General features: G+C 49.8%; 12 protein-coding genes. 4 read left to right on the forward strand and 8 right to left on the reverse strand.

What is annotated here, in order from left to right; translation table 11 throughout:
- Positions 1 to 6: 6 nt before the first annotated feature.
- The 4 genes from ACMXI2_RS10570 (at position 7) to ACMXI2_RS10585 (ending at position 3,649) form a co-directional block, all read left to right on the forward strand.
- Positions 7 to 1,038, forward strand: coding sequence for a PorP/SprF family type IX secretion system membrane protein (locus ACMXI2_RS10570; protein WP_483781560.1), 1,032 nt, complete (start codon positions 7 to 9; stop codon positions 1,036 to 1,038).
- A 61-nt stretch (positions 1,039 to 1,099) separates the two neighbouring features.
- A complete protein-coding gene (locus tag ACMXI2_RS10575) occupies positions 1,100 to 1,690 on the forward strand; it encodes a hypothetical protein (protein ID WP_483781561.1) in 591 nt (196 codons plus the stop codon).
- Between the two features lie 96 nt (positions 1,691 to 1,786).
- Complete coding sequence (locus ACMXI2_RS10580; protein ID WP_483781562.1) at positions 1,787 to 2,371, forward strand: RNA polymerase sigma factor; 585 nt, start codon at positions 1,787 to 1,789, stop codon at positions 2,369 to 2,371.
- Between the two features lie 90 nt (positions 2,372 to 2,461).
- Positions 2,462 to 3,649, forward strand: a complete 1,188-nt coding sequence (locus ACMXI2_RS10585) for a glycosyltransferase (protein ID WP_483781563.1) — start codon at positions 2,462 to 2,464, stop codon at positions 3,647 to 3,649.
- A gap of 9 nt (positions 3,650 to 3,658) precedes the next feature.
- Here the strand turns inward: ACMXI2_RS10585 and ACMXI2_RS10590 are convergent, their stop codons facing one another.
- Genes ACMXI2_RS10590 through vgrG form a run of 8 tightly spaced genes read right to left on the reverse strand, consistent with a single transcriptional unit; the run spans position 3,659 to position 18,734 of the window.
- Positions 3,659 to 4,996, reverse strand: a complete 1,338-nt coding sequence (locus ACMXI2_RS10590) for an ATP-binding protein (protein ID WP_483781564.1) — start codon at positions 4,994 to 4,996, stop codon at positions 3,659 to 3,661.
- A complete protein-coding gene (locus tag ACMXI2_RS10595) occupies positions 4,981 to 8,697 on the reverse strand; it encodes a contractile injection system tape measure protein (protein WP_483781565.1) in 3,717 nt (1,238 codons plus the stop codon). Before ACMXI2_RS10595 ends, ACMXI2_RS10590 begins: the two co-directional genes overlap by 16 nt.
- Entirely contained in the window at positions 8,697 to 11,552 is a 2,856-nt protein-coding gene (locus ACMXI2_RS10600) for a hypothetical protein (protein WP_483781566.1), read from the reverse strand. Before ACMXI2_RS10600 ends, ACMXI2_RS10595 begins: the two co-directional genes overlap by 1 nt.
- A 9-nt stretch (positions 11,553 to 11,561) precedes the next feature.
- On the reverse strand, positions 11,562 to 12,341 hold the full coding sequence (locus ACMXI2_RS10605) for a hypothetical protein (protein ID WP_483781567.1): 780 nt from the start codon (positions 12,339 to 12,341) through the stop codon (positions 11,562 to 11,564).
- Positions 12,342 to 12,386: 45 nt separating this feature from the next.
- On the reverse strand, positions 12,387 to 16,184 hold the full coding sequence (locus ACMXI2_RS10610; protein WP_483781568.1) for a hypothetical protein: 3,798 nt from the start codon (positions 16,182 to 16,184) through the stop codon (positions 12,387 to 12,389).
- Positions 16,181 to 16,603, reverse strand: a complete 423-nt coding sequence (locus tag ACMXI2_RS10615; RefSeq protein WP_483781569.1) for a GPW/gp25 family protein — start codon at positions 16,601 to 16,603, stop codon at positions 16,181 to 16,183. The genes ACMXI2_RS10610 and ACMXI2_RS10615 overlap by 4 nt, the downstream gene beginning before the upstream one ends.
- A 2-nt stretch (positions 16,604 to 16,605) precedes the next feature.
- Positions 16,606 to 16,908, reverse strand: coding sequence for a PAAR domain-containing protein (locus ACMXI2_RS10620; RefSeq protein ID WP_483781570.1), 303 nt, complete (start codon positions 16,906 to 16,908; stop codon positions 16,606 to 16,608).
- A 17-nt stretch (positions 16,909 to 16,925) separates the two neighbouring features.
- Positions 16,926 to 18,734, reverse strand: coding sequence for a type VI secretion system tip protein VgrG (gene vgrG, locus ACMXI2_RS10625; RefSeq protein WP_483781571.1), 1,809 nt, complete (start codon positions 18,732 to 18,734; stop codon positions 16,926 to 16,928).
- Positions 18,735 to 18,738: the final 4 nt, after the last annotated feature.

Here is an 18,738-nt window from a genome sequence, read left to right on the forward strand (position 1 = left end):
TGATCCATGAAAAACATTGTGCTCACAGGTTTGCTTGTTTTGCTCGTGCATGTTACCCATGCACAGCAACAGCCGCATTACACGCAGTATATCATGAATCCTTTCATCATCAACCCGGCATTGGCGGGTATTGAAAACTACTGGGACCTGCGCTTCAGTCACCGGCATCAGTGGGTAGGTTTGAAAGGTGCACCGGTAACCACGTATATGACCCTGCAGGGGCCTTTGCGTAAATCGGATTACAGTACCGCATCGCCCACCGGCTTTGACCCGGAAGGGAGCAATCCCCGCGGAAAAGCCTACTGGCAGGACTACACCACACCGCCTCCGCATCCGGGCGTGGGCCTCACCGTGCTGAACGACAAAACCGGTCCGCTTAACCGCTTTTCCGTTACCGGCGCCTATGCGCATCACATTAATCTTTCTCCCAGAACCAGCGTCAGCGCGGGTATTGGTATCGGCATGCAACAGGTAAGTCTCGATGCCAGCAGGGTCGAATTCTTTGATCCTTCCGATCCTGTATTAGGCACCAGCACTGGTGTGCTGAATAAATGGAAGCCGGAGGTAAACGCAGGACTGTGGCTGTATTCAGCAGATTATTTTGCCGGCTTATCTGTCCAGAATATTATCCCGCAACAAATCGGGTTTGATAATGGCAAAGTAGTAGGCGACTCTGTTTACAGCGGCAAACTGGTACCGCATTTATTCTTTACTACCGGCTACCGGTTATGGATAAACGACGATCTGAATGTGATGCCATCGGTAATGCTGAAAATGATTACCGCCATGCCGTTCAGTGTGGATGTCAACGCCAGGTTCATGTACCGCGACCGCCTCTGGCTGGGCGCTTCTTACCGGATAAACGACGGGGTGGCTGCTATGTTTGGGGTAAACATCAGCTCGCAGTTTAACATCGGTTACTCCTACGACTATACGGCGTCTTCTCTGAATACGGTGAGCAGGGGCACTCATGAAATCATGATCGGTTTCCTGCTGGGTAACAAATATGGAGATACCTGTCCCCGTAACGTATGGTAACGGCTATCAATTTTTTCATCTTTTCATTTAATAAATAAAAAACAAACAAACAATTGTCATTATGAAACAGGTTACACGCTTTATGCCCTATGCATTGATCACTGCGGTTGTATTATTTTTTGCTGCCTGCTCCAAAGATGGAGACCAGGGGCCTGCCGGGCCCGCCGGCCCTGCTGGTCCCGGTGGTATACCAGGAGCTACCGGTCCTAAAGGCGATTCAGGAGCGCCCGGTAGTGCGAATGTTATTTATTCCACCTGGAAGGATGTAGCGTTTGCGCCCGCAGATACCATCTTTAATCAGAATGGTACTATTAACACCATCATATATGGCGCCAGCCTGGATGCTCCGAAGTTAACAGCTCCCTTACTGGCCAATGCGTCTATCAACGTATATATCAATCTCGGTACGGCCGCCAACTCTTTCGTACAAGCGTTACCGTATGTAGATGAATATGGCTACCTGGTGAGGTTTGTAGCTTCTGTCGGCGCAATCGACCTGCTTGCGAATGCACCCATCAGTACCACTACTACGGATAAACGTTATCAATACAGGTATGTAATTGTTCCCGGTGGGGTAGCTGCAAGATCTGCGGCAGGCATCGACTGGAACGACTACAGCCAGGTAAAAAAATATTTAAATCTCAAGGACTAGGTTGGCTAATACAACCACCAGTATATAAAAGGGCTGCCCTGTTCAGGGTGGCCCCCATTTGAAAACATTCATTGACCAAAATTTACGAAACCGTGTATGAACCCATATAGTGACCTTACGGATCAGGAGTTGATCCGCCTGTATATTGCAGGAAATAACCCGGCCTTTACTGCGCTGGTATACCGCCATAAGAACAGGATCTTTACTACTATTGTTTTACTTGTGAGAGACAGAAGCCTGGCGGAAGATATCTTCCAGGAAGTATTTATAAAGATAGTGAACGCATTGCAATCGGGCCACTATGTTGATAACAGCCGGTTCCTGGCGTGGGCGGTAAGGATTGCCCATAACGCATGTATCAGTCATTTCAGGAAAATCAATCAACGGCAAAGTACCATAGTCACCTACAACGATGATCTGGGCGACTATATGGAGGTTACGGAACACAGCCAGGAGTACTGCATGATCCGGGCGGAGGTGACCGAAGAAATAAACAGGATGCTCGACCGCCTGCCTGGATTGCAACGCGAAGCCCTGATACTGCGGTATTATGCCGACCTGAGTTATAAGGAAATGGCACAAACCATCGGCATCAGCATTAATACGGCACTGGGAAGGGTACGGTATGCATTGATGAATTTAAGGAAACAGGCTGGTGTTGAAAACCTCGTATCTGCATAATCCTGCGGGTTAAACTAATTCTCTTACAATGTTGAAAGCCGGCGCATTTTCGTTAATTTCATTATACGGATTAACGAAAACAGTACCCCCATGTATACCCGAAATAGCCCCCAGGAACGTAGTTTTCGCAGCAATGCTGATCACATAGCAGGCAGGAATGGTATCTCTCAAAATGCGCCAGTCCAGAGAAAGTTTATCTATGAAGATACTGAGGAGGAACCCACTGTCAGTGACATTATTGCATTGAATCCTGCGCTGTTTGAACCAAACTATGGTTTAATACAGGTACTGATGCGGGACCCCGGCATATATCGGTTGGAGAAAGGTAAAGAGGCAGCGGCTGTTGAACATTGTATCAGTGAATTTAAAGGTAAGGAAGATGGAGGATTGCCAAAGATCATCCATTTCATCTGGATAGGAGGTTCCATGCCGGGAAGCGGGAAGTCGAATGTACTTGCGTGGAAGGAAAGAAACCCCACTGCACAGATATGGCTATGGTCTGATAGCCGCTGGCACGACCGGACTAACCGCATAGAGAATGGTTTTGCAGGTATGGTGGGCTGGGCGAAAGAGAATGAAATAACTATAAAGGATATCTCTGCCGATAGCAGCATTTTTACAGAACATTATCAGAAGGAGGCAGGCTATATTAAAAGGGCGCCCACTGATCCAAATGATACATGGACTAATTTCGGCACTGCATCCGACCTGGCACGTTACAGTATCCTCAGCAAGTATGGCGGCATTTATTCAGACAGCGATCTCGGTTTCAGAAACAATACAGAGGAGGGTGGTGCATCCGGAGGTTCGGCTGAAGTAGAACACCCCGATATTTTTGAAGAGGCAAAAAAGAAGATTTATAAAACCGGCATGCTCACCCATAACAGATCGGAGCCCAAAAAAGCTACCAACGACCTGATCGCGTCATTACCCGGTGCGGAGAATATAAGTCTTATCAGCGCTAACGCAGAGAAGAAATTGAATGCGCTATATGCAGATGGCGAAAGGCTCGCAGAGTATCCTGATGCTTCAGGCGATAATCCATTGTATAGCCCCCGGGGATTAGAAACAATGGGCTCTACAGGCCCGGAGGGAATGAGAGAAACTTTGAGAACCAACAGCAGGATAAGAGGTATCCCCCGCAATATTCCTGTGGGAAATGAAAAGTACTTTAGCGAAGTAATGGAAAATAAAATATCAGCAGACGACCTGTCTATTAAAGTTCCTTCGCTGGCAGTCAGCGACTTTGAAGGAAGCGATATGTCCTGGCTGAAGTAAACGTAAAGCCTATACGATTTTCCCATCTTTTCCAAACTCTTTGCGGATGCCCGTCAGCACATCTTTTTGCCGGATGGTTTTATCTCCCCGTTTCAGCGCCATCAGGCAGCTGTAACGCACTACGTTGATAATGGTACCGCCGGTCATTTCATATTTACGCGCAGTGTCCTCCAGGTTCACCTTATCTTCCAGCGCTATATGCGCGGGAAACGACTGCTCCCATATACGCAACCGTTGCTCCGGTCCTGGCATAGAGAAATAGATCATCGATTGAAAACGACGGGCGAAAGCTTCATCAATATTGGCTTTCAGGTTAGTGGCGAGTATCACTACGCCGGGAAAATCTTCTACGCGCTGTAGCAGGTACGCTACTTCCTGGTTGGCATACCGGTCGTTGGAAGAAGACGTTTGCGTGCGCTTTCCAAACAACGCATCTGCTTCATCAAAGAAGAGGATCCATTGCTGGTTGATAGCCCTGTCAAATACCTGTGCGAGATTCTTTTCTGTTTCGCCAATAAATTTTGATACCACCATAGATAAGTCGATCCGGTACACATCCATTTTGAATGTTTTGCCCAGGAGGCAGGCGGTGAGCGACTTTCCCGTTCCCGGCGGACCGTAAAAAAGACTGCGGAAGCCGGGTTTTATTTTGTTGTGCATGCCCCAGTCGTGCAATAGGGTAGTACCATGCTCTATCCATGTACGGATATCTTCCACTTCTTCCATTGCATGTGGCTCCAGTACCAGGTCGCGCCACTCCATACCCGTTTCAATGCGTTTGGCAGGAAACTGAGTATTGTAATCGGGGCGGTGCGAAAGTCCTTGTGTAAACAGGCTGAGATATTCGGCCGAAAGGCTCAGAGTGCCGCTTAGCAGCGGCTCTTCGCCGGCAGGAGTGAGTTTGAGGATCTGGTGTTTGGCAAAGAAATGATCAGGGCTGAAATAGCGGATCAGGTTAAACCGTTGTTGCAGGTTGCCGGTAGCCAGCAGAAAGGCGGCTGTTTCCCCGGTTGGTAAAAAGCCGCCATGCATCAGTCCTTTAATACCGCCAAATTCTGTAAAGCCCCTGTCGTACGTAGCGTTCTTTACAAAAAAAATATCCAGCAGCTGTGGTTGTATATGTGGGATGAGTGCGAGCAGCAATATGGTTCGTTCGGCATGCGACATGCCATAGTGTTTTATGATCTGTGCGTACACAGATGGATCGTCTGAGAGATCCGGCATAGGCGGGTATTCCACCACTGATTGCTGGAAGTATTGCTGCATCCGCGCTTCGGCCAGTAACCGGAACCACTCCAGTTCTTTTTCCAATGCAGCCGCATTGGCTGCTATTAACTGTATGCCCATTCTGTATATATTGTTTTTTCCATCCACGGGGTTTTGATCATGCCAATGCCCCACGGTAAGGTTTGAAGTATCATGTCATAGCCCCGTTCTTCTACCCGTAACCACCAGTCATCATCTTTTTCCCAGAGCGCGCCGTCGCGCTGCAGGAAGGCTGCCTGGAAACCTTCCACAGAAGAGTTGTTCATTTTCTCCCAGCGCTGGATCACTACTTTCAGCAGTTCTTCGCAGAGTTGTTTTTCTTCCCCGGTTAGTAGTATCTCTGCCGGCACCGGTTCTTCCAGCGGGAGGGCGCACATTATTTTATTGAGTGCCAGTTCATGCTCTGCGTGTATTTCCTTTCCGTTTATCATATACTGAAGCAGGTGTACAGCACGATGTTGTGCTTCCCTGTTTACAAATCCTTCGTCGTTCACGAGGCCAATCCGTTTAAAGCCATAAGGAATAAAAGGATGGAGTATAATCAGGCCGGCGTTGCCGGTGTAAATGGTATCGAGTGGTGGTTTCTTTACTTTAGCCCAGCTCTCCGGCTCCCGTGGCAGCTTTTCCAGGGGATCGGCAGCTACAGTGGTTACGGGCCTTCTTGTTTGCAGCTGGTCTTTTTCGTAGAGGCTTTCCCGTAGCAACGCCCGGTGACGGCTGGCAGTAATACTTACCTGCGCTTCCTGCTGCAATATCGGTACTACATGCCGTATATGCGTATACGATAGTACCGCCGGCTGTTGCGCAGTTTTTACCAGCTGGCTGATTAATACCTCCGCAATGCCGGGCGCCGCCACGTTTACAAAATCAAGGAAACGGGTAGCATAGCTGCGCGCGTCGTATACATGTATGTGCGCCCCCAGCAATAGCAGGTGAAACCGCCGGAATACCTGTTGCAGCTGCATTTTTTCCTGGCTGCCGGGAAGCAGTGTTTCCAGCAGCTGTTGCAACTCATGCAGCGCGTCGGTGGCATTGGCGCTCCAGCCGAGCGGAACATCCTGCATGATATCGAGAAATACCGCCTCATCGAGATGCTGCGCCATTTGTTCTATCAATGCAGGATGCTGTAGTATTTTACTATAGAATAATTTCCGCTCCTGCCGGCTGCGCTGTTTATAAAAAAGGACGGCCTTCCGCAGGTCGGTGATGCTGCCCTGGTGACTATTACCGGCTGTTTCCTGCAGCAGGAGCAAACTATCCTGTACGGCGTATACATCCAGGCTTTGCCGGATATGACTGTCAGGCGCCCCGGCATAGAAGGAGAATAGCCCATATATCTGAAGCCTGGCTGCCAGCTGCTGCCGGTAGCTGGTAAAGAGTTGCTGGAGGATAAGAGGCGCGGCGTTAAATAACAGGATGACCGTTGCTTTGATGATTTCATTGGTAGCCGATAATGACAAGGAACCCAGTTTGTCAGGCAACCGGTGGCGTGTAAGGTATACCGTTAGTAACTGACGCGCTTCGTCCAGTACTTCCTGTTGCTGATGCTCCGTGGTAATGGAAGTATAACGCTGCATACGCTGCAGCAACAACCGGAATGCTACTGTGGGCTGGTAGATCCTGCTGTTGCGGTCTGTGGTAAAGGAGGCGCTGCCTGCCGCAATGGTTTTCTCCAGCCAGGGTTGCAGCAATGCCTGTACCGGTTCGATATGTGGCTCCAGTTGAAGGAAGAGTTCTTCCAGTTGCCGGAACAGGGATGGTGATAAGATAATGTTGTCCTGCAACATTTTCATGTGCTCCTCATGATATTCGTATAGCCATTGCAGTAATCTTGCCGCGTAGGCCACCGAGGGGTTGCCTGCTGCGGGAGGCAACAGTCCTGTGGTCAGGAATTGTTGCAGCCAGCTGGTTACCACGTCCGGGGAGGCCGTTATCTGCGGCGGCAACCGTTCTGTATTCTGCAGGGGAAGGGAAGATGCGGGAATGGTCCATGCCTGCAAATCATTGGCCAGCACGGTATTGCCGGAAAGATGATTAATAACAGGCAGGAGCTGTTGCAGCAGAAAACGGATCATATGCGGCGCCGGAACAGGAGCCTCTGACCAGGCGGGAAGAAGCAGGTGTTGCAACAATACCTCTTTGCTGATCCGCCGGTAGCGTGTTGCCGCGAGCGACTGCCAGATAGCTTGCAGGATAAACTGCTCCGGCGGCAGGGTGCTCACGGTAACAAATTGTTGCACGGCCATTAACAGTGTATATACATTGTCGTATACTTCTTCTGCAGCACTACTCATCCCGCTGCTTTTCAGCAGCCGGAAAAATACCGTGGGCTTTACGCCGGTAACCAGCCGGTACATGGCGGCGGGTAAGGTGGCGGCGTATTCAAGTATGGTCAACGTTTGGTCCGGATGCTGATCGGCCAGTTGCTCCAGTAGGCTGTTAAGAGAGTAGTGCGCATACGTTTTTCCCCACCACGAAATGCTGCCATAGGTAAGCAGGTGCAGGATCACGTCGCGGAGCAACAGCCGTTTCATGCCCGTGTCTCCGGCAAAGGGCGCCGTTGCAATGGTGTTGTCTGCCCAGTTTTTTATCTCCCTTAAATACCCTGTTTGCTCAACTGCCACTGCATTGACTTGCATAAGCTCATTCCATCTGTGGGTCGCCGTTTGGTGTTGCAATACCAGCTGCAACATCTGCTTCAGCGAGGTGGCTGCACGGTAACCGGTATTGTTAAACATCAGTTGGAGAGCCGCTGGGGTAACCCCCGGCGCCCACCACGGAATAGCGCCATACAGCAGGTAGTAGCGGAGTACATTGATTTGTTCCCCGGTATCTGCCATTATTTTTTTGTAAGAAGGATCGCTGCCGGAAACCAGTTTTCGTTGAGGGGTAATCGTTAGTTCGTTATAAAGATCCCTGATATGGCTGCCCAGCCCCGTTTCGGGAATGGAAGATTTGTACCGCCACAATGCCTCGTAAAACAGTTCCAGGATGGTTTCATAAGAAAGATTGAAATGCACGGCCAGCTTCAGCAGGTTGCTGCGTACAAACTCTTTGCGGTTAAAGTTGCTGCCCCGCTCCATAATGAGATAGGTGAGCATAAACAACCACACGGCTTTTTCCAGTTCACTGGCTTCTGTATGCAGTAGTTGCTGCTGTTGTTGCAGCAACACTATTTCCCGGCTGCCGGCGATAATAAACAACGCTTCTGCAGGCTCCAGTACTTCTACAATAGCCTGTAATACGGCAATGGAAAATTGCCACACGATCCGCTCCCGTACACTTTGACTCCGGCCAATGCTGCGGATAAAATCAGCCAGTTTACCAGGAGATGTTTTTGATAACTGCAAAACGATATCTCCGGGTTGCGCGCGTTCAGCAGCAGTAGCCCACCAGGGCATAATACCCTGCAACAGGAAAAAGGTCATCAGTTCCAGTTGCCGGTCTTCACCTTTCCGGATGATAATATCCCCGGTAACGCTATGCCGCGTGCCTGCCTGTTGATGATATAGCAGGTCGGTAAGCGCCTGTTGTAAAGCCGCCAGTATCTTCGCCGGCAGTTCGGTCTCCAGGTCTTTGAAAGGAATGGCGCCAATGTCCAGCACCAATCCATCAACAGAGGCCATCATATCAGCAGGGATCAGTTGTTGCAGCAGTTCATCCGTGCGGTTGCTGATGCTTTGCCGGAAAAGCATACTTACTTTGTCCTGCAAGGCAAAGGCCCTGGGTCTCGAATCGTAGGTGATGTCAAAGCTGTATCGACGGATGATGTGCGCTTCCATTATACGGTAACTACATGTTGAGAAAATGCCGGGTCCTTTATCATAAGCTCCAGTAATGCAGCAGCGGCAGAGGGCCGGTCGCCCTCTCCACGCATTGCTTTGAGCCAGCCGAAATAATGTGATTCAAAATCCTGCATGGCGGTGATCCCCAGCCAGCTAAAGTTCATGCGGAACTGCACAGGGGTATGTTCCCGGAAAAGCCCTTCTGCGAAATTCCTGAACTCTTTATACTGGAAGCGTGCCGGCCATGAAGGAAAAATAATGCTCATACCGAATTTGAAAAAGTCTTCCTGCAGCATTTGCGATGCACCCTGTTTTATATAGGGCGCCACACGTACCTGCCGGTGCTGCCCGGTTTTCATCTGCCTGATGAGCAACAGCAGATCCAGCATTGTTTTCTCAACGGCTGTTTTATATTCAGGTGACGTGAAATGTGCTGCTGTCAACAGTTCCGGCGTATCTGCCGGATAGAAGTAGATTTTGTAATACTGCTGCAGCTGTTGCCAGCTGCCATAGGCATCCTTTTCATTAAGGGCTGCTGCCAGCGGCGCCATGTTTTCCAGCTGTGCTTCCCGTTCATCAAGGGTGAGCCATTGCGCATGTTGCAGCAACAGTTTATTGGCCCTGCTGTAGATACGGAATCCAAAGCTACGGTCTGTATACGCAGGCTTCAGCAACAGGTGTTCCAGTAGGTAACATCCTTCAGACGCTGTACTGATCTGCTTCAGGTGCCGGATCATTTCTTTTTGCGCCTGTGCAGCTTCTTCATGCGTGTGTTCCCGGATCACTACCTGCCATAATGCGTGCGCAGCATGACGGTATACCACCAGGTAAACATCTTCTTCCTCATCATATACAATGCGGTAATTGCCGGGGTCGAGCCCGTAGCGCAGCAGGGATACGGATTGCCGGCCATAGTCGTATTTCTTACCGGTAATGATTTCACCGGCGGTGCTCTCGGCAATATTCACTTTCAGCAGTTCATCTTTTACTTTATATTCCTTTACCAGGTGAACATGGAGGTGTGGTTCGGAAGGGTGACTCACTGCTACTTTCCAGCTGCCGGTATCAAATACGGCGGTAAGCCGTTTTCTTTTTTCCGCGCGTACATGCAGCAGTTTATGCAAAATGGTTTCATAACCGGATAAGGCGCCTTCGTTAAAAATATCTTCCCGGTAGTTGAACGACCGGTTACGGTTAGCGCTGAGTGCCGGGAGGTCGCGCAGGATCTCCGCTTTCCACTCCAGCTCCGCACTGATCCGGGTAGGAGGAGCGTCACGCGCATAAGTTTGTTCATAGAAAGAAACCGGGTACTTTAGTAACACCAGGTTGAAACGAGCGAGCAAATGATCCAGGATCGTGTTCTTTCGCTGCTGGTATACTTTGTCCGGTTCTGCAGCTTCCTGCATATTTTTAATATAGGGGTTCCCGTTATCCTTCCTGAAATCTTCCCAGGAGGCTGGTATAGCCTGATCGGTAAACGCTTTCAATAAGGTAGCGGCGTGTGGTACGTTGTACAATGGCTGTGTGGCATACGTAGTCGCAGGTATCTGCTGGAGGAAGGGCGAAAACAAATTACCCATGTTACTCAGCTGCGCGAGATAGTTGGCCAACAGTTGTTCAAAGAAAAGCAGGTAAGCTTTCAGTTGTTTCGCCTGCGCCTGGCGGAGGGCAGGCGAATCTTTTTCCAGCCCTTCATGCCCGATGCCATAAATAGCCGGGAAATAATGTTGCAGCGAATAGTACTGGCCCAAGTTACGGTAGGTTCCTTTCAGCGGTTTGGAAGCCTCGGAATTTTGATGACCTGCAAACTTCCTGCGGGTCACTGTTTTCACCTGTTCATACATATTGAGAAAGCCCGCATCGCGGAGACTGTATTCAAATTTGTCGCTCGATATTTTTATTTCGTGTTTTTCACTCACCATTTCCAGGTAAGGGTAGTGGCCTTCTTTGATCTGTACCGGTTTCGCCTGGAAGTTACCATTTTCGTCTGCGAGGTAAATGGCTTTCACTTTCATTACGCCGGGTACTTCTGATACGCTTTTCATCAGGTCTGCGGGATCGGCAGTTTGTTTGCGGGGATGCAGATCGCTGTTTGCCACAAAGCCTTTTTTCAGTAAGGGACCTGCATACATTTCTTCCGCGGTATGGCCATTGATATACATTTCGGCGGCCGACACAAATCTTACCGGCGGATGGATGGTCATTTCAAAAGCATTGCACATCAGGGCGAGGATCTGCCGGGGTTCATGCCTGCTGTCTACAAAAATTTCCGCCTTGATGAAAATCTCCTGTGGTTGCAGTACTACTGCGGGTTCAAAATCCTCCCCGATATTCCGGTATGATTGCAGGAGATGATCGGTTTGTGCTGCGAGTTGTTGCACCTGGTCTGCATTGGCTTTCATGTTCCGGGCAATCGCATCTTCCACCTGTATAAATACACGGTATACGCCCTTTGTACAACCGGATGGGTGGGCGGTTTGCACAGGTTCAATCCATATGTTTTCTATATCGTCCATTTCATCCAGCACCACTTTACGGTAATCGTTCACCGTTACCGGCGCAGAAGTCAGCATCTCTGCCCGCCGGAAAAAGGAGTGCGGCAAAGGGTCAATATCACCTTTTTTATCTGCCAGTATTTCTTCTATCGGGAAAGCAGTACGGTAGGCGGGATCGGTGATCGCATAACACAGCTGTTGCAGGATGGTTACACCGGGATCATGCAGGTTGTAATCGGTCCATTCGGTACCGGACAGCTCCTGCACGCGGGCAATCGCTTCCTTCATTAAAAGATCGTAATCCATTGCGGGCGCAATGGCTTTGTCTCTGTTGATCAGAACGGGACTATCGGGCATATGACAACATTAATAGTAATATTCATCCGGCATAATCAGCTCATCGCTCCATAGCCGCGTGATGTTATAAAAAATTTCCACGCCATCTCCATAGTTGCTGTTGGAGCGTAATTGCAGTGCATAGTTATGCGTGGCGCCTTTCCAGCGCAATTTGATCTTATTCCAGAAGAAGCCGTAGTGGGCGCATCGCTGGCTGATCCGGTTATGTGATCCGCCATATGCGGCCAGCGCGGTGGCATGAAGCAATGCTACCCTGCCTGCGCCTTTCCTGCCGGTTCTGGCCATCACTTCAAATGCCTGGCAGTTATCCAATGATTCAAGGATGGGATGCCATTTGCCATTGGCAGGAACGGCGCCTGTTTTGAAGGTACCCATGCGTCCCTGCATGCCGGCAAAGCCGTTGACTTCTATTTTAAAACGGGGATCACTTTTTTTTCCGATGCCCAGGTTGCCGTTCATATGGAAAAAGAAACTCTTTCCGGGACCTGCCTGATCGTCTTCACCGGTGCCGGGTTTCAGACGCAGGGCGGGGTAGTCCTGTTCATCTTTTTCCATACAGAAGAAAGGCTCCAGGTCGTCGGTGGCGCGGTAAAAGGATACAAGCCGCTTTGAATCACCGAGCGTAGATACCAGCAAACCATTGTCTTCATCTTTTGAAAAACCGTCTTCCTGTTTATTGATGGTAGAATCTATCAGGTAGCCGAAATGATTTTCCGTTGGCATCACGCCATTTCTGAAATATTGTTTCAGCTCATCCCGCCCGTATACTTTTTTATTTTGCATGTCCATATGTCAGGAGTTTATATAAAGAGATGAATAGTTGACAGACGTTGATCAGGGAGGCAGTATGGAGATGGTCAGCATCTCTTCATCGGTAGCATGATCCGGTCGTTGGTCCGTTGGCGTTATAACGGGATGATCATTGCCGATAATGAGTTCGCTGCTGATCTTCAGCGCATCAATGCCCAATGGCTCCGGCTCTTTGTATTCCGGCGACCGTAATACAGTGATGAGGTGTTCCTTCGACGGGATCAGCACGGCCTGCGGCAAAGAGGGCGTAACCTGCTGAAGATCCCCTATGGCAGTATCTGTGCTGTAGGCGGTTACCATACCGGTATCTTCATCTTTTGTATAATAAAAATGCACCAGGGAAAAACCGGTGATGTATTCTACATAAGGCTGCCGGTTGATATAATTCAATAGTTCAGATTTATACAAGGTGCTGCCTATCTTCAAATGCGAAGAAGGATCAAACAACCACGGGCAAAGATATTTCTGAATATCCAGGTGTAACTGTTGCAGGTGGCTGTTCTGGTTGTTTTCAGACGGATCCCTGAACACGATGCTGCACACTACTTTCACGCTTTCATACACCGGGTTGCGGATCGATAAAGCAACAAAAGGAGAGATATGCTGCTGCATAAAATGCTGGATGCGGCACAGCGTATCGAGGTCTACTTTAGGCTCCGCACTGATAAACATGCCGCTGTCCGATTGCCGCGGAACCACCACCATGCTTACATCTTCGTCCCTGGCGCCGGGTGGTGCGGTGATGCATTTTACAATCAGTATCTCCGGAAATGCTTCCAGTAATACCTGTGCAATATCCAGTGCTGTAACAGGTCGTTGCTTGTGCCGCAGCCTTTCGCTCACCCGTGTATAGAACTTGCTTTCCGGTTCTGTTTTACGGCCTCCGAAAGATGGGAACAGTTGCCAGATGGCCTGGATTGTGCGGATATCTCTCTTTGTATTTTTTATCGTCAGCGGCGGGAGCGACAATACCTTTTCAAGTGAGCCGCCCGCGCCTTCAAACACCCGCTCTACGGTTACTGCATTGGGGAAAATACCAATAACCCTCGGTGTGATACATTCATGCGAAGGCGTTGAAATCCTGATCCACCAGGCGCCTGGCGACATGATACTGTTATTGGGATTGATACCCGAAGGCACCCTGATCTTTACAATGCCACTCCGCGAAAGATTATTGGTATTGTCTGATAAAAGGCAGAAGCCTTCAAAAGGATACCATTTGTTATCTGCCAGGTAACTCCAGTTCAGCGGGGTAAGACGGGTAGTGGTGTCGGTGAAATATTTATCTTCCAGCTGGAACAGCAGCGATAATTCTTCTCCCGGTTTCAGCTGGTTAAAACCGATATACAAATGACCGGCTTCATTGAACACGGGAAGCAGCGAGAAATCATTGGCGCCGTTGCCGGGATAAATTTCTTCGTTCCCGAATACCCCCACATGATGTACTTCCATTGTTTCTCCCGGTATGGATGTTTTTCCGGGCTTCAATGATTCGGAATGCTCCAGCGTATAGTTGATGGTAATGGATTTTACCACCGGCACATAGGGCAAGCCCGGCATTGGCTTTTTCCGCGAGGGGTGCCTGGCATTGTATAAAATTATTTCAGGAAAGATGAGTGTATACAGCTGGTATCCGAATGCTTCGGAAGGAGCCGACAGCTCCAGCCTGACGGCGCCCTGCCTGTAAGCCGTGCCGCTGCGCTTTGTTTCTTTATCCAGTTTCATTCCATTGGTGAAACTGATCTTATTAAAGTCGGGATCTTTGATCAATGTGGTATCTGCCAGGTACACGTCGCCTTCTTTATCACGATAGGTATCGAAAAGCCGGAACTGTTCCTGGTTGCCGCGTTCGGGCAAAAATACGCCGTTGTTAATGCTGCTGAGTCCTACCTTGTAAGCATTGTTGGTCATATTGCCCGGGTAAGCGGCGAAGTAATGATCGAACCCGTTTATATTTTTAGGCAGCTCCAGCCATTCCAGTTTTATGCTGAAGTCTTTTGTATACCTGTTAAAAACATTGGTGTTACAGATATCCAGAAATGAACCTACCGCCGGCATGGGACCAAAGATCCTGAAGGAACTGTACGCATTCACTTCCCCGATATTGTTATCCAGCTTTACTGCCCGGAAGCCGGTTACCTTAGCCGTTACCGTTACCCGCTCCAGTACGAGATGACGGAGAAAGGAGTAGGGGTGATGGAAGCTGTTATTGTTCAGCAATACTTTCACCATTGGCAACGCCGATGAAATATTGGCGCCATGCACTTCCGGGTTATATACACTGAAAGAGGCTTCGCTGCCGCGTAGCAGGAAGTTGATCAGGATGGCGTTGTCTGCCTGTTCCACGGCGCTGCAACGCACGTTGTAATGTTTAATAGGCGCCCATCCGGTGGGAGTAGTATAGTATAAAAGAAATGCGCCTGACATCAGTTCACTGGTAACAACAGCCGGGCTTCTGCCGGTAACGGCAGAAAAATTCTGGAGGTATGTTATCAGCGCGGCATAGCTGGCGGCGTTGAAATGCACCCGCACCTGCACGGACCGGCTTCCTTCTGTAAGGTATAAAGCGGGTGATCCGATCATAAAACCAACCGACGTATTTTCCATTGTGCGTACGGATTGCGGAAGGTCGTGCTGATCTTCACCCAGCAAGGGCCAGGTAACAGGCGGGATGGTGAGCTTCGCAAATGCCGGCGTAGGTATCACGGTGTGAATAGCGTGATAGATAGCTGCTTCGCAGATATTATTGGTTTGCAGCGACCGGGCGGCGATCTGCAGATAATTACTTACATACAGGGTATGTACAGCGGTGATAGTGGTAGCATGTACTTTGAGCGTATCGCGCAGCTGGTATTTCAGCGGTTCCTTCCTGGCGATGGTGGGGGCGAGCACTATTTCTCCCTTATCGATGGTAAGATTATCTACCTGCGGCGCCGGCATGATCAGGATATGTACTTTGTCCGGCACGGCATGCAGCGGCTCCATACCCAGTATGGTGCGGTAGTAATAATCGAGATGCCTTTTGGGTATTTCGTTGATCTGATCCTGCAGGTGTTTATATAGCTCCGTAAAGGTCATTAACAGCCCCATATGCGGCGTATGTTTCCGTTCACGGAGCTGATTCTTCAGATAGTAGGAGGAGGCGCTGGAAGTCTGGTAAAATTTAGTACGCAGGGTATCATAAATTTCATTCAATGAAAAAAATCCGCCGAAGGTATCTTCGCCTTCGGCGGTATTATTTGAAATACCCGGGAACAGCGCCTGCAACCTGGCCGTGGTAGCGGCGCCGCGGAGGGTGTGATGCCTGGTCGTTTCATATGGAAACAATTGTTTTACCTGTAATTCGTACCGGTATAATTTAGTGGTTTCTTCTTCCACGGACTGGATTACCTGGTTTACATAATGCCGGATCACCTGTTGTTTATCCGACAGGGATAGCTTCTGCAGTACATCCATCAGCTCAATGGCAATGTCATAGAGCAGGGCGAAGAATCCGGCGGTATGTTTGAAAAGACTGGCTTCATTTCCTGCTTTGCCCATTGCTTCCCGCAGGAAGAGATATTTTTCTTCGTAAGCCGTGAACTGGAGGTTGGAGCAAACGATGAGCATGATCACCAGGTCCGCATGAAAGAACTCCTGCCAGTCGCCATCCGGCTGATGATTGAAGTTATAATAGTTAAACTGGCTGGAGAGCGCCGTCAGCTGCGCCAGCAGGTCAAAGGTACTTCTGTTGTCTACTTTTACATAGGCAGGTTGCAATGCATCCAGTTGCCGTTCCAACTGGCTGACGCCATCCTGTATATTTTCAAAGTAGTTACTCATCGCGTACTGATATTGGTACCTTCAAGGAAGTAGAACGGATACACCAGGTTGTGCCGCGTATTGGTAGAAATTACGGTGTAGTTGATCTGCACATACACGGCGCCGCTTTCCATTGTTTGGTCAACAACCTGCGAGTCCACCAGTTTGATCCGTGGTTCGTATTCCAGCAGAGCGTGATAAATAAGGTGATTCAGTTCTCCCGAAAAACGGGAGTCTGCCACTTCAAATACCAGCTTGCGGATGTTGCAGCCGAAATCCGGCAGCATAGTGCGTTCGCCGGGAATGGTGCTGAGAATGATGCGGATACTTTCTTCAATATCTGCCACATCAGATACCATCAGCACGGAGGCGTTGGGTTTGTCGAAGGAAGGAGGGAAGCTCCAGCCTGTCCCTAAAAATGATTTGATATCTTTTGCCATTGTTAACCTCCTATTAATACCGTTGGACATCCTAATGCTATTACGCCGCCGTGGGCGGTGCTGTCGCCCATGCGTACCGCGGGCCGTCCGCCTATCAGCACTGTGAACGATCCCATGATAGCTGCATCCGGTGGTCCTACACAGGTACACAGATCGCCTGCTACGGAAGCGGGCAGTCCGCCTATTAATACGGTGGGCATACCGGGGCCCACTATCGGGCCGCCTACATGCGGAACCGGTGGCAGGGCCGGTGTGATGAGCGGGCATACATGCATATCTGTAATCCTTGCGGCGGGTTGTCCCATGAGTTGTTTTTTAGGTTTTAATTAATCATTACTACGCCTCCCTGTATGATAGTGGCGGCAGAAGAAGAGAGGGTGGCAGACGCATTCCCAGTAGCGCTGAGCGTAGTGTCTGCCGACATGGAAAGCGTGGCGCCGCTCATTTCCAGCGCTGTGGTGGCGGCAACATTCACGGCTAATCCATTCAGTTTGAGCTGCCCTGTGGCTTGCAGCGTAAGGTCGCTGGCGCTGTTAATGGTAACGCCGGTGGGCGCCATCGTGATGCTGTTGCTGCTCTGGTCCTGGATCACTATTTCCTGCGCCATGTCGTTCAGTGCAATGCTGTTGCCTCCCGGCGTAATCACAGTGATGATCTTGTTCTCATCATCAAACGTAATTTTCAGCTGGCTTTTGGTATACAGCGCCTTGATGTAATTATTATTATCTGCGGGTATCACCGGCGGTGTTTTCATTTTACCGTACAACGAGCCGATGATTACCGGGTACCGCGGGTCATTCTCTATAAAAGCCACTACTACTTCATCGCCCACTTCCGGGAAAAAAATAGCGCCTGCACTTTCTGTGGCGTAGAAGGTAGACAGTCTTGCCCAGGTGCCTTGCTGCCCGGTAGCCGTGGTAGCCAGCATCACCTGCACACGATACTCGGCGGCAGGGTCCTGTGAAATGGCTACTACAGTGCCCAGCTGAAGCCCTTGTATCGCTGGCAGCTGGCCGTTTGCAGGGGAGTAGGTGAAATTTTCCCTTTCATAAATAGGCTTGCTGTTCAATCCGAATTTCGCGTTGGTATTCCACACGCCTTCTTTGAGCGTATGCGTTACTGCCCACACATAGGCGTTACCGTTAAAGCGTGAACCTACGCCGGCTAAGGTGATCAACGTATTAGGCCATACGGTGGCATTGCCCATAAAGGATACCTGTCCGCTGATAGATTCCAGGCGCATACGCAACAGGGTGCTGTTGGCCCACGACTGTAAACTTTCCTGCGCCAGCGGCGAATTGGATACCAGTTGCAGCGGTGTTTGATGTAGTGCAGCCGCCAGTGTGGTGGCTTCCAGGTTGCCCTGCGCATTCAGGCTGGGTTCTTCGGCATTAGCGGTGATCATGGCCAGCGTTTGCGGATCCCACGCAGCAGCGGTGAGAGAAGGTACCTGTTTCTCCGCGCTCACGGAGGCATTGAAGCTGATCAGTGATTCGCCGAAGGCCACCGATACTACCGGCTCTCCGCTTACCACCGGCGGGGCCGCTACTATTTGTGCGCCTACCAGTGATACCACGAAGCCGTTAAACTCCGCGCGTGATAAGAGAAAATCCCAGTCGGTGCAAAATTTCTGAAATACCAGTTCATTAATAGCGCTGGTACTTTGTATATCTCCGCTCAAACCATTATTACTAACGGTGGTAGACATGATGGCGCTGTCGGTCTGGTTTATAAACACGGCGTCTTTTTTGGTGATGGTCATCTGCACAGCGCTGTGCTTGCAGGTAACGATCAGGTGGAAACCCTCTTCGGTGGCCTGTATCGACTGCTTCACCACTACGCCGGTGAAAATAAGTTCTTCGCCGGTAGTGCCGTATCCGGCAGTAATGGTAACCGTGTTGCCGGGTAAAAAGCTGTCGCTGTCGCTGGCAGGAAAATCACCGATCACACCGGTAGACGCTTTCGCCGTGGTGCCATCAGACAACATGATTTCTGCATAGGAGATCCGGTTCAGTTCATGGTGTATCGTTACAGATATAACAGGGTACGTGTATTGCACGGCGGTACCGTTTGCAGTGACGGTATACTGCAGGGTAGGATCTGCTATATTGATAGGTACAACTGCTGCCATAAGT

The organism is Chitinophaga sp. G7 BAM 1005, assembly GCF_057126945.1.

Bases quoted from the DNA above. Each gene is read 5' to 3' on its own strand.
- ACMXI2_RS10570 (WP_483781560.1), top strand. From the start codon at position 7: ATGAAAAACATTGTGCTCACAGGTTTGCTTGTTTTGCTCGTGCATGTT.
- ACMXI2_RS10575 (WP_483781561.1), top strand. From the start codon at position 1,100: ATGAAACAGGTTACACGCTTTATGCCCTATGCATTGATCACTGCGGTT.
- ACMXI2_RS10580 (WP_483781562.1), top strand. From the start codon at position 1,787: ATGAACCCATATAGTGACCTTACGGATCAGGAGTTGATCCGCCTGTAT.
- ACMXI2_RS10585 (WP_483781563.1), top strand. From the start codon at position 2,462: ATGTATACCCGAAATAGCCCCCAGGAACGTAGTTTTCGCAGCAATGCT.
- ACMXI2_RS10590 (WP_483781564.1), bottom strand. From the start codon at position 4,996: ATGGGCATACAGTTAATAGCAGCCAATGCGGCTGCATTGGAAAAAGAA.
- ACMXI2_RS10595 (WP_483781565.1), bottom strand. From the start codon at position 8,697: ATGGAAGCGCACATCATCCGTCGATACAGCTTTGACATCACCTACGAT.
- ACMXI2_RS10600 (WP_483781566.1), bottom strand. From the start codon at position 11,552: ATGCCCGATAGTCCCGTTCTGATCAACAGAGACAAAGCCATTGCGCCC.
- ACMXI2_RS10605 (WP_483781567.1), bottom strand. From the start codon at position 12,341: ATGGACATGCAAAATAAAAAAGTATACGGGCGGGATGAGCTGAAACAA.
- ACMXI2_RS10610 (WP_483781568.1), bottom strand. From the start codon at position 16,184: ATGAGTAACTACTTTGAAAATATACAGGATGGCGTCAGCCAGTTGGAA.
- ACMXI2_RS10615 (WP_483781569.1), bottom strand. From the start codon at position 16,603: ATGGCAAAAGATATCAAATCATTTTTAGGGACAGGCTGGAGCTTCCCT.
- ACMXI2_RS10620 (WP_483781570.1), bottom strand. From the start codon at position 16,908: ATGGGACAACCCGCCGCAAGGATTACAGATATGCATGTATGCCCGCTC.
- vgrG (WP_483781571.1), bottom strand. From the start codon at position 18,734: ATGGCAGCAGTTGTACCTATCAATATAGCAGATCCTACCCTGCAGTAT.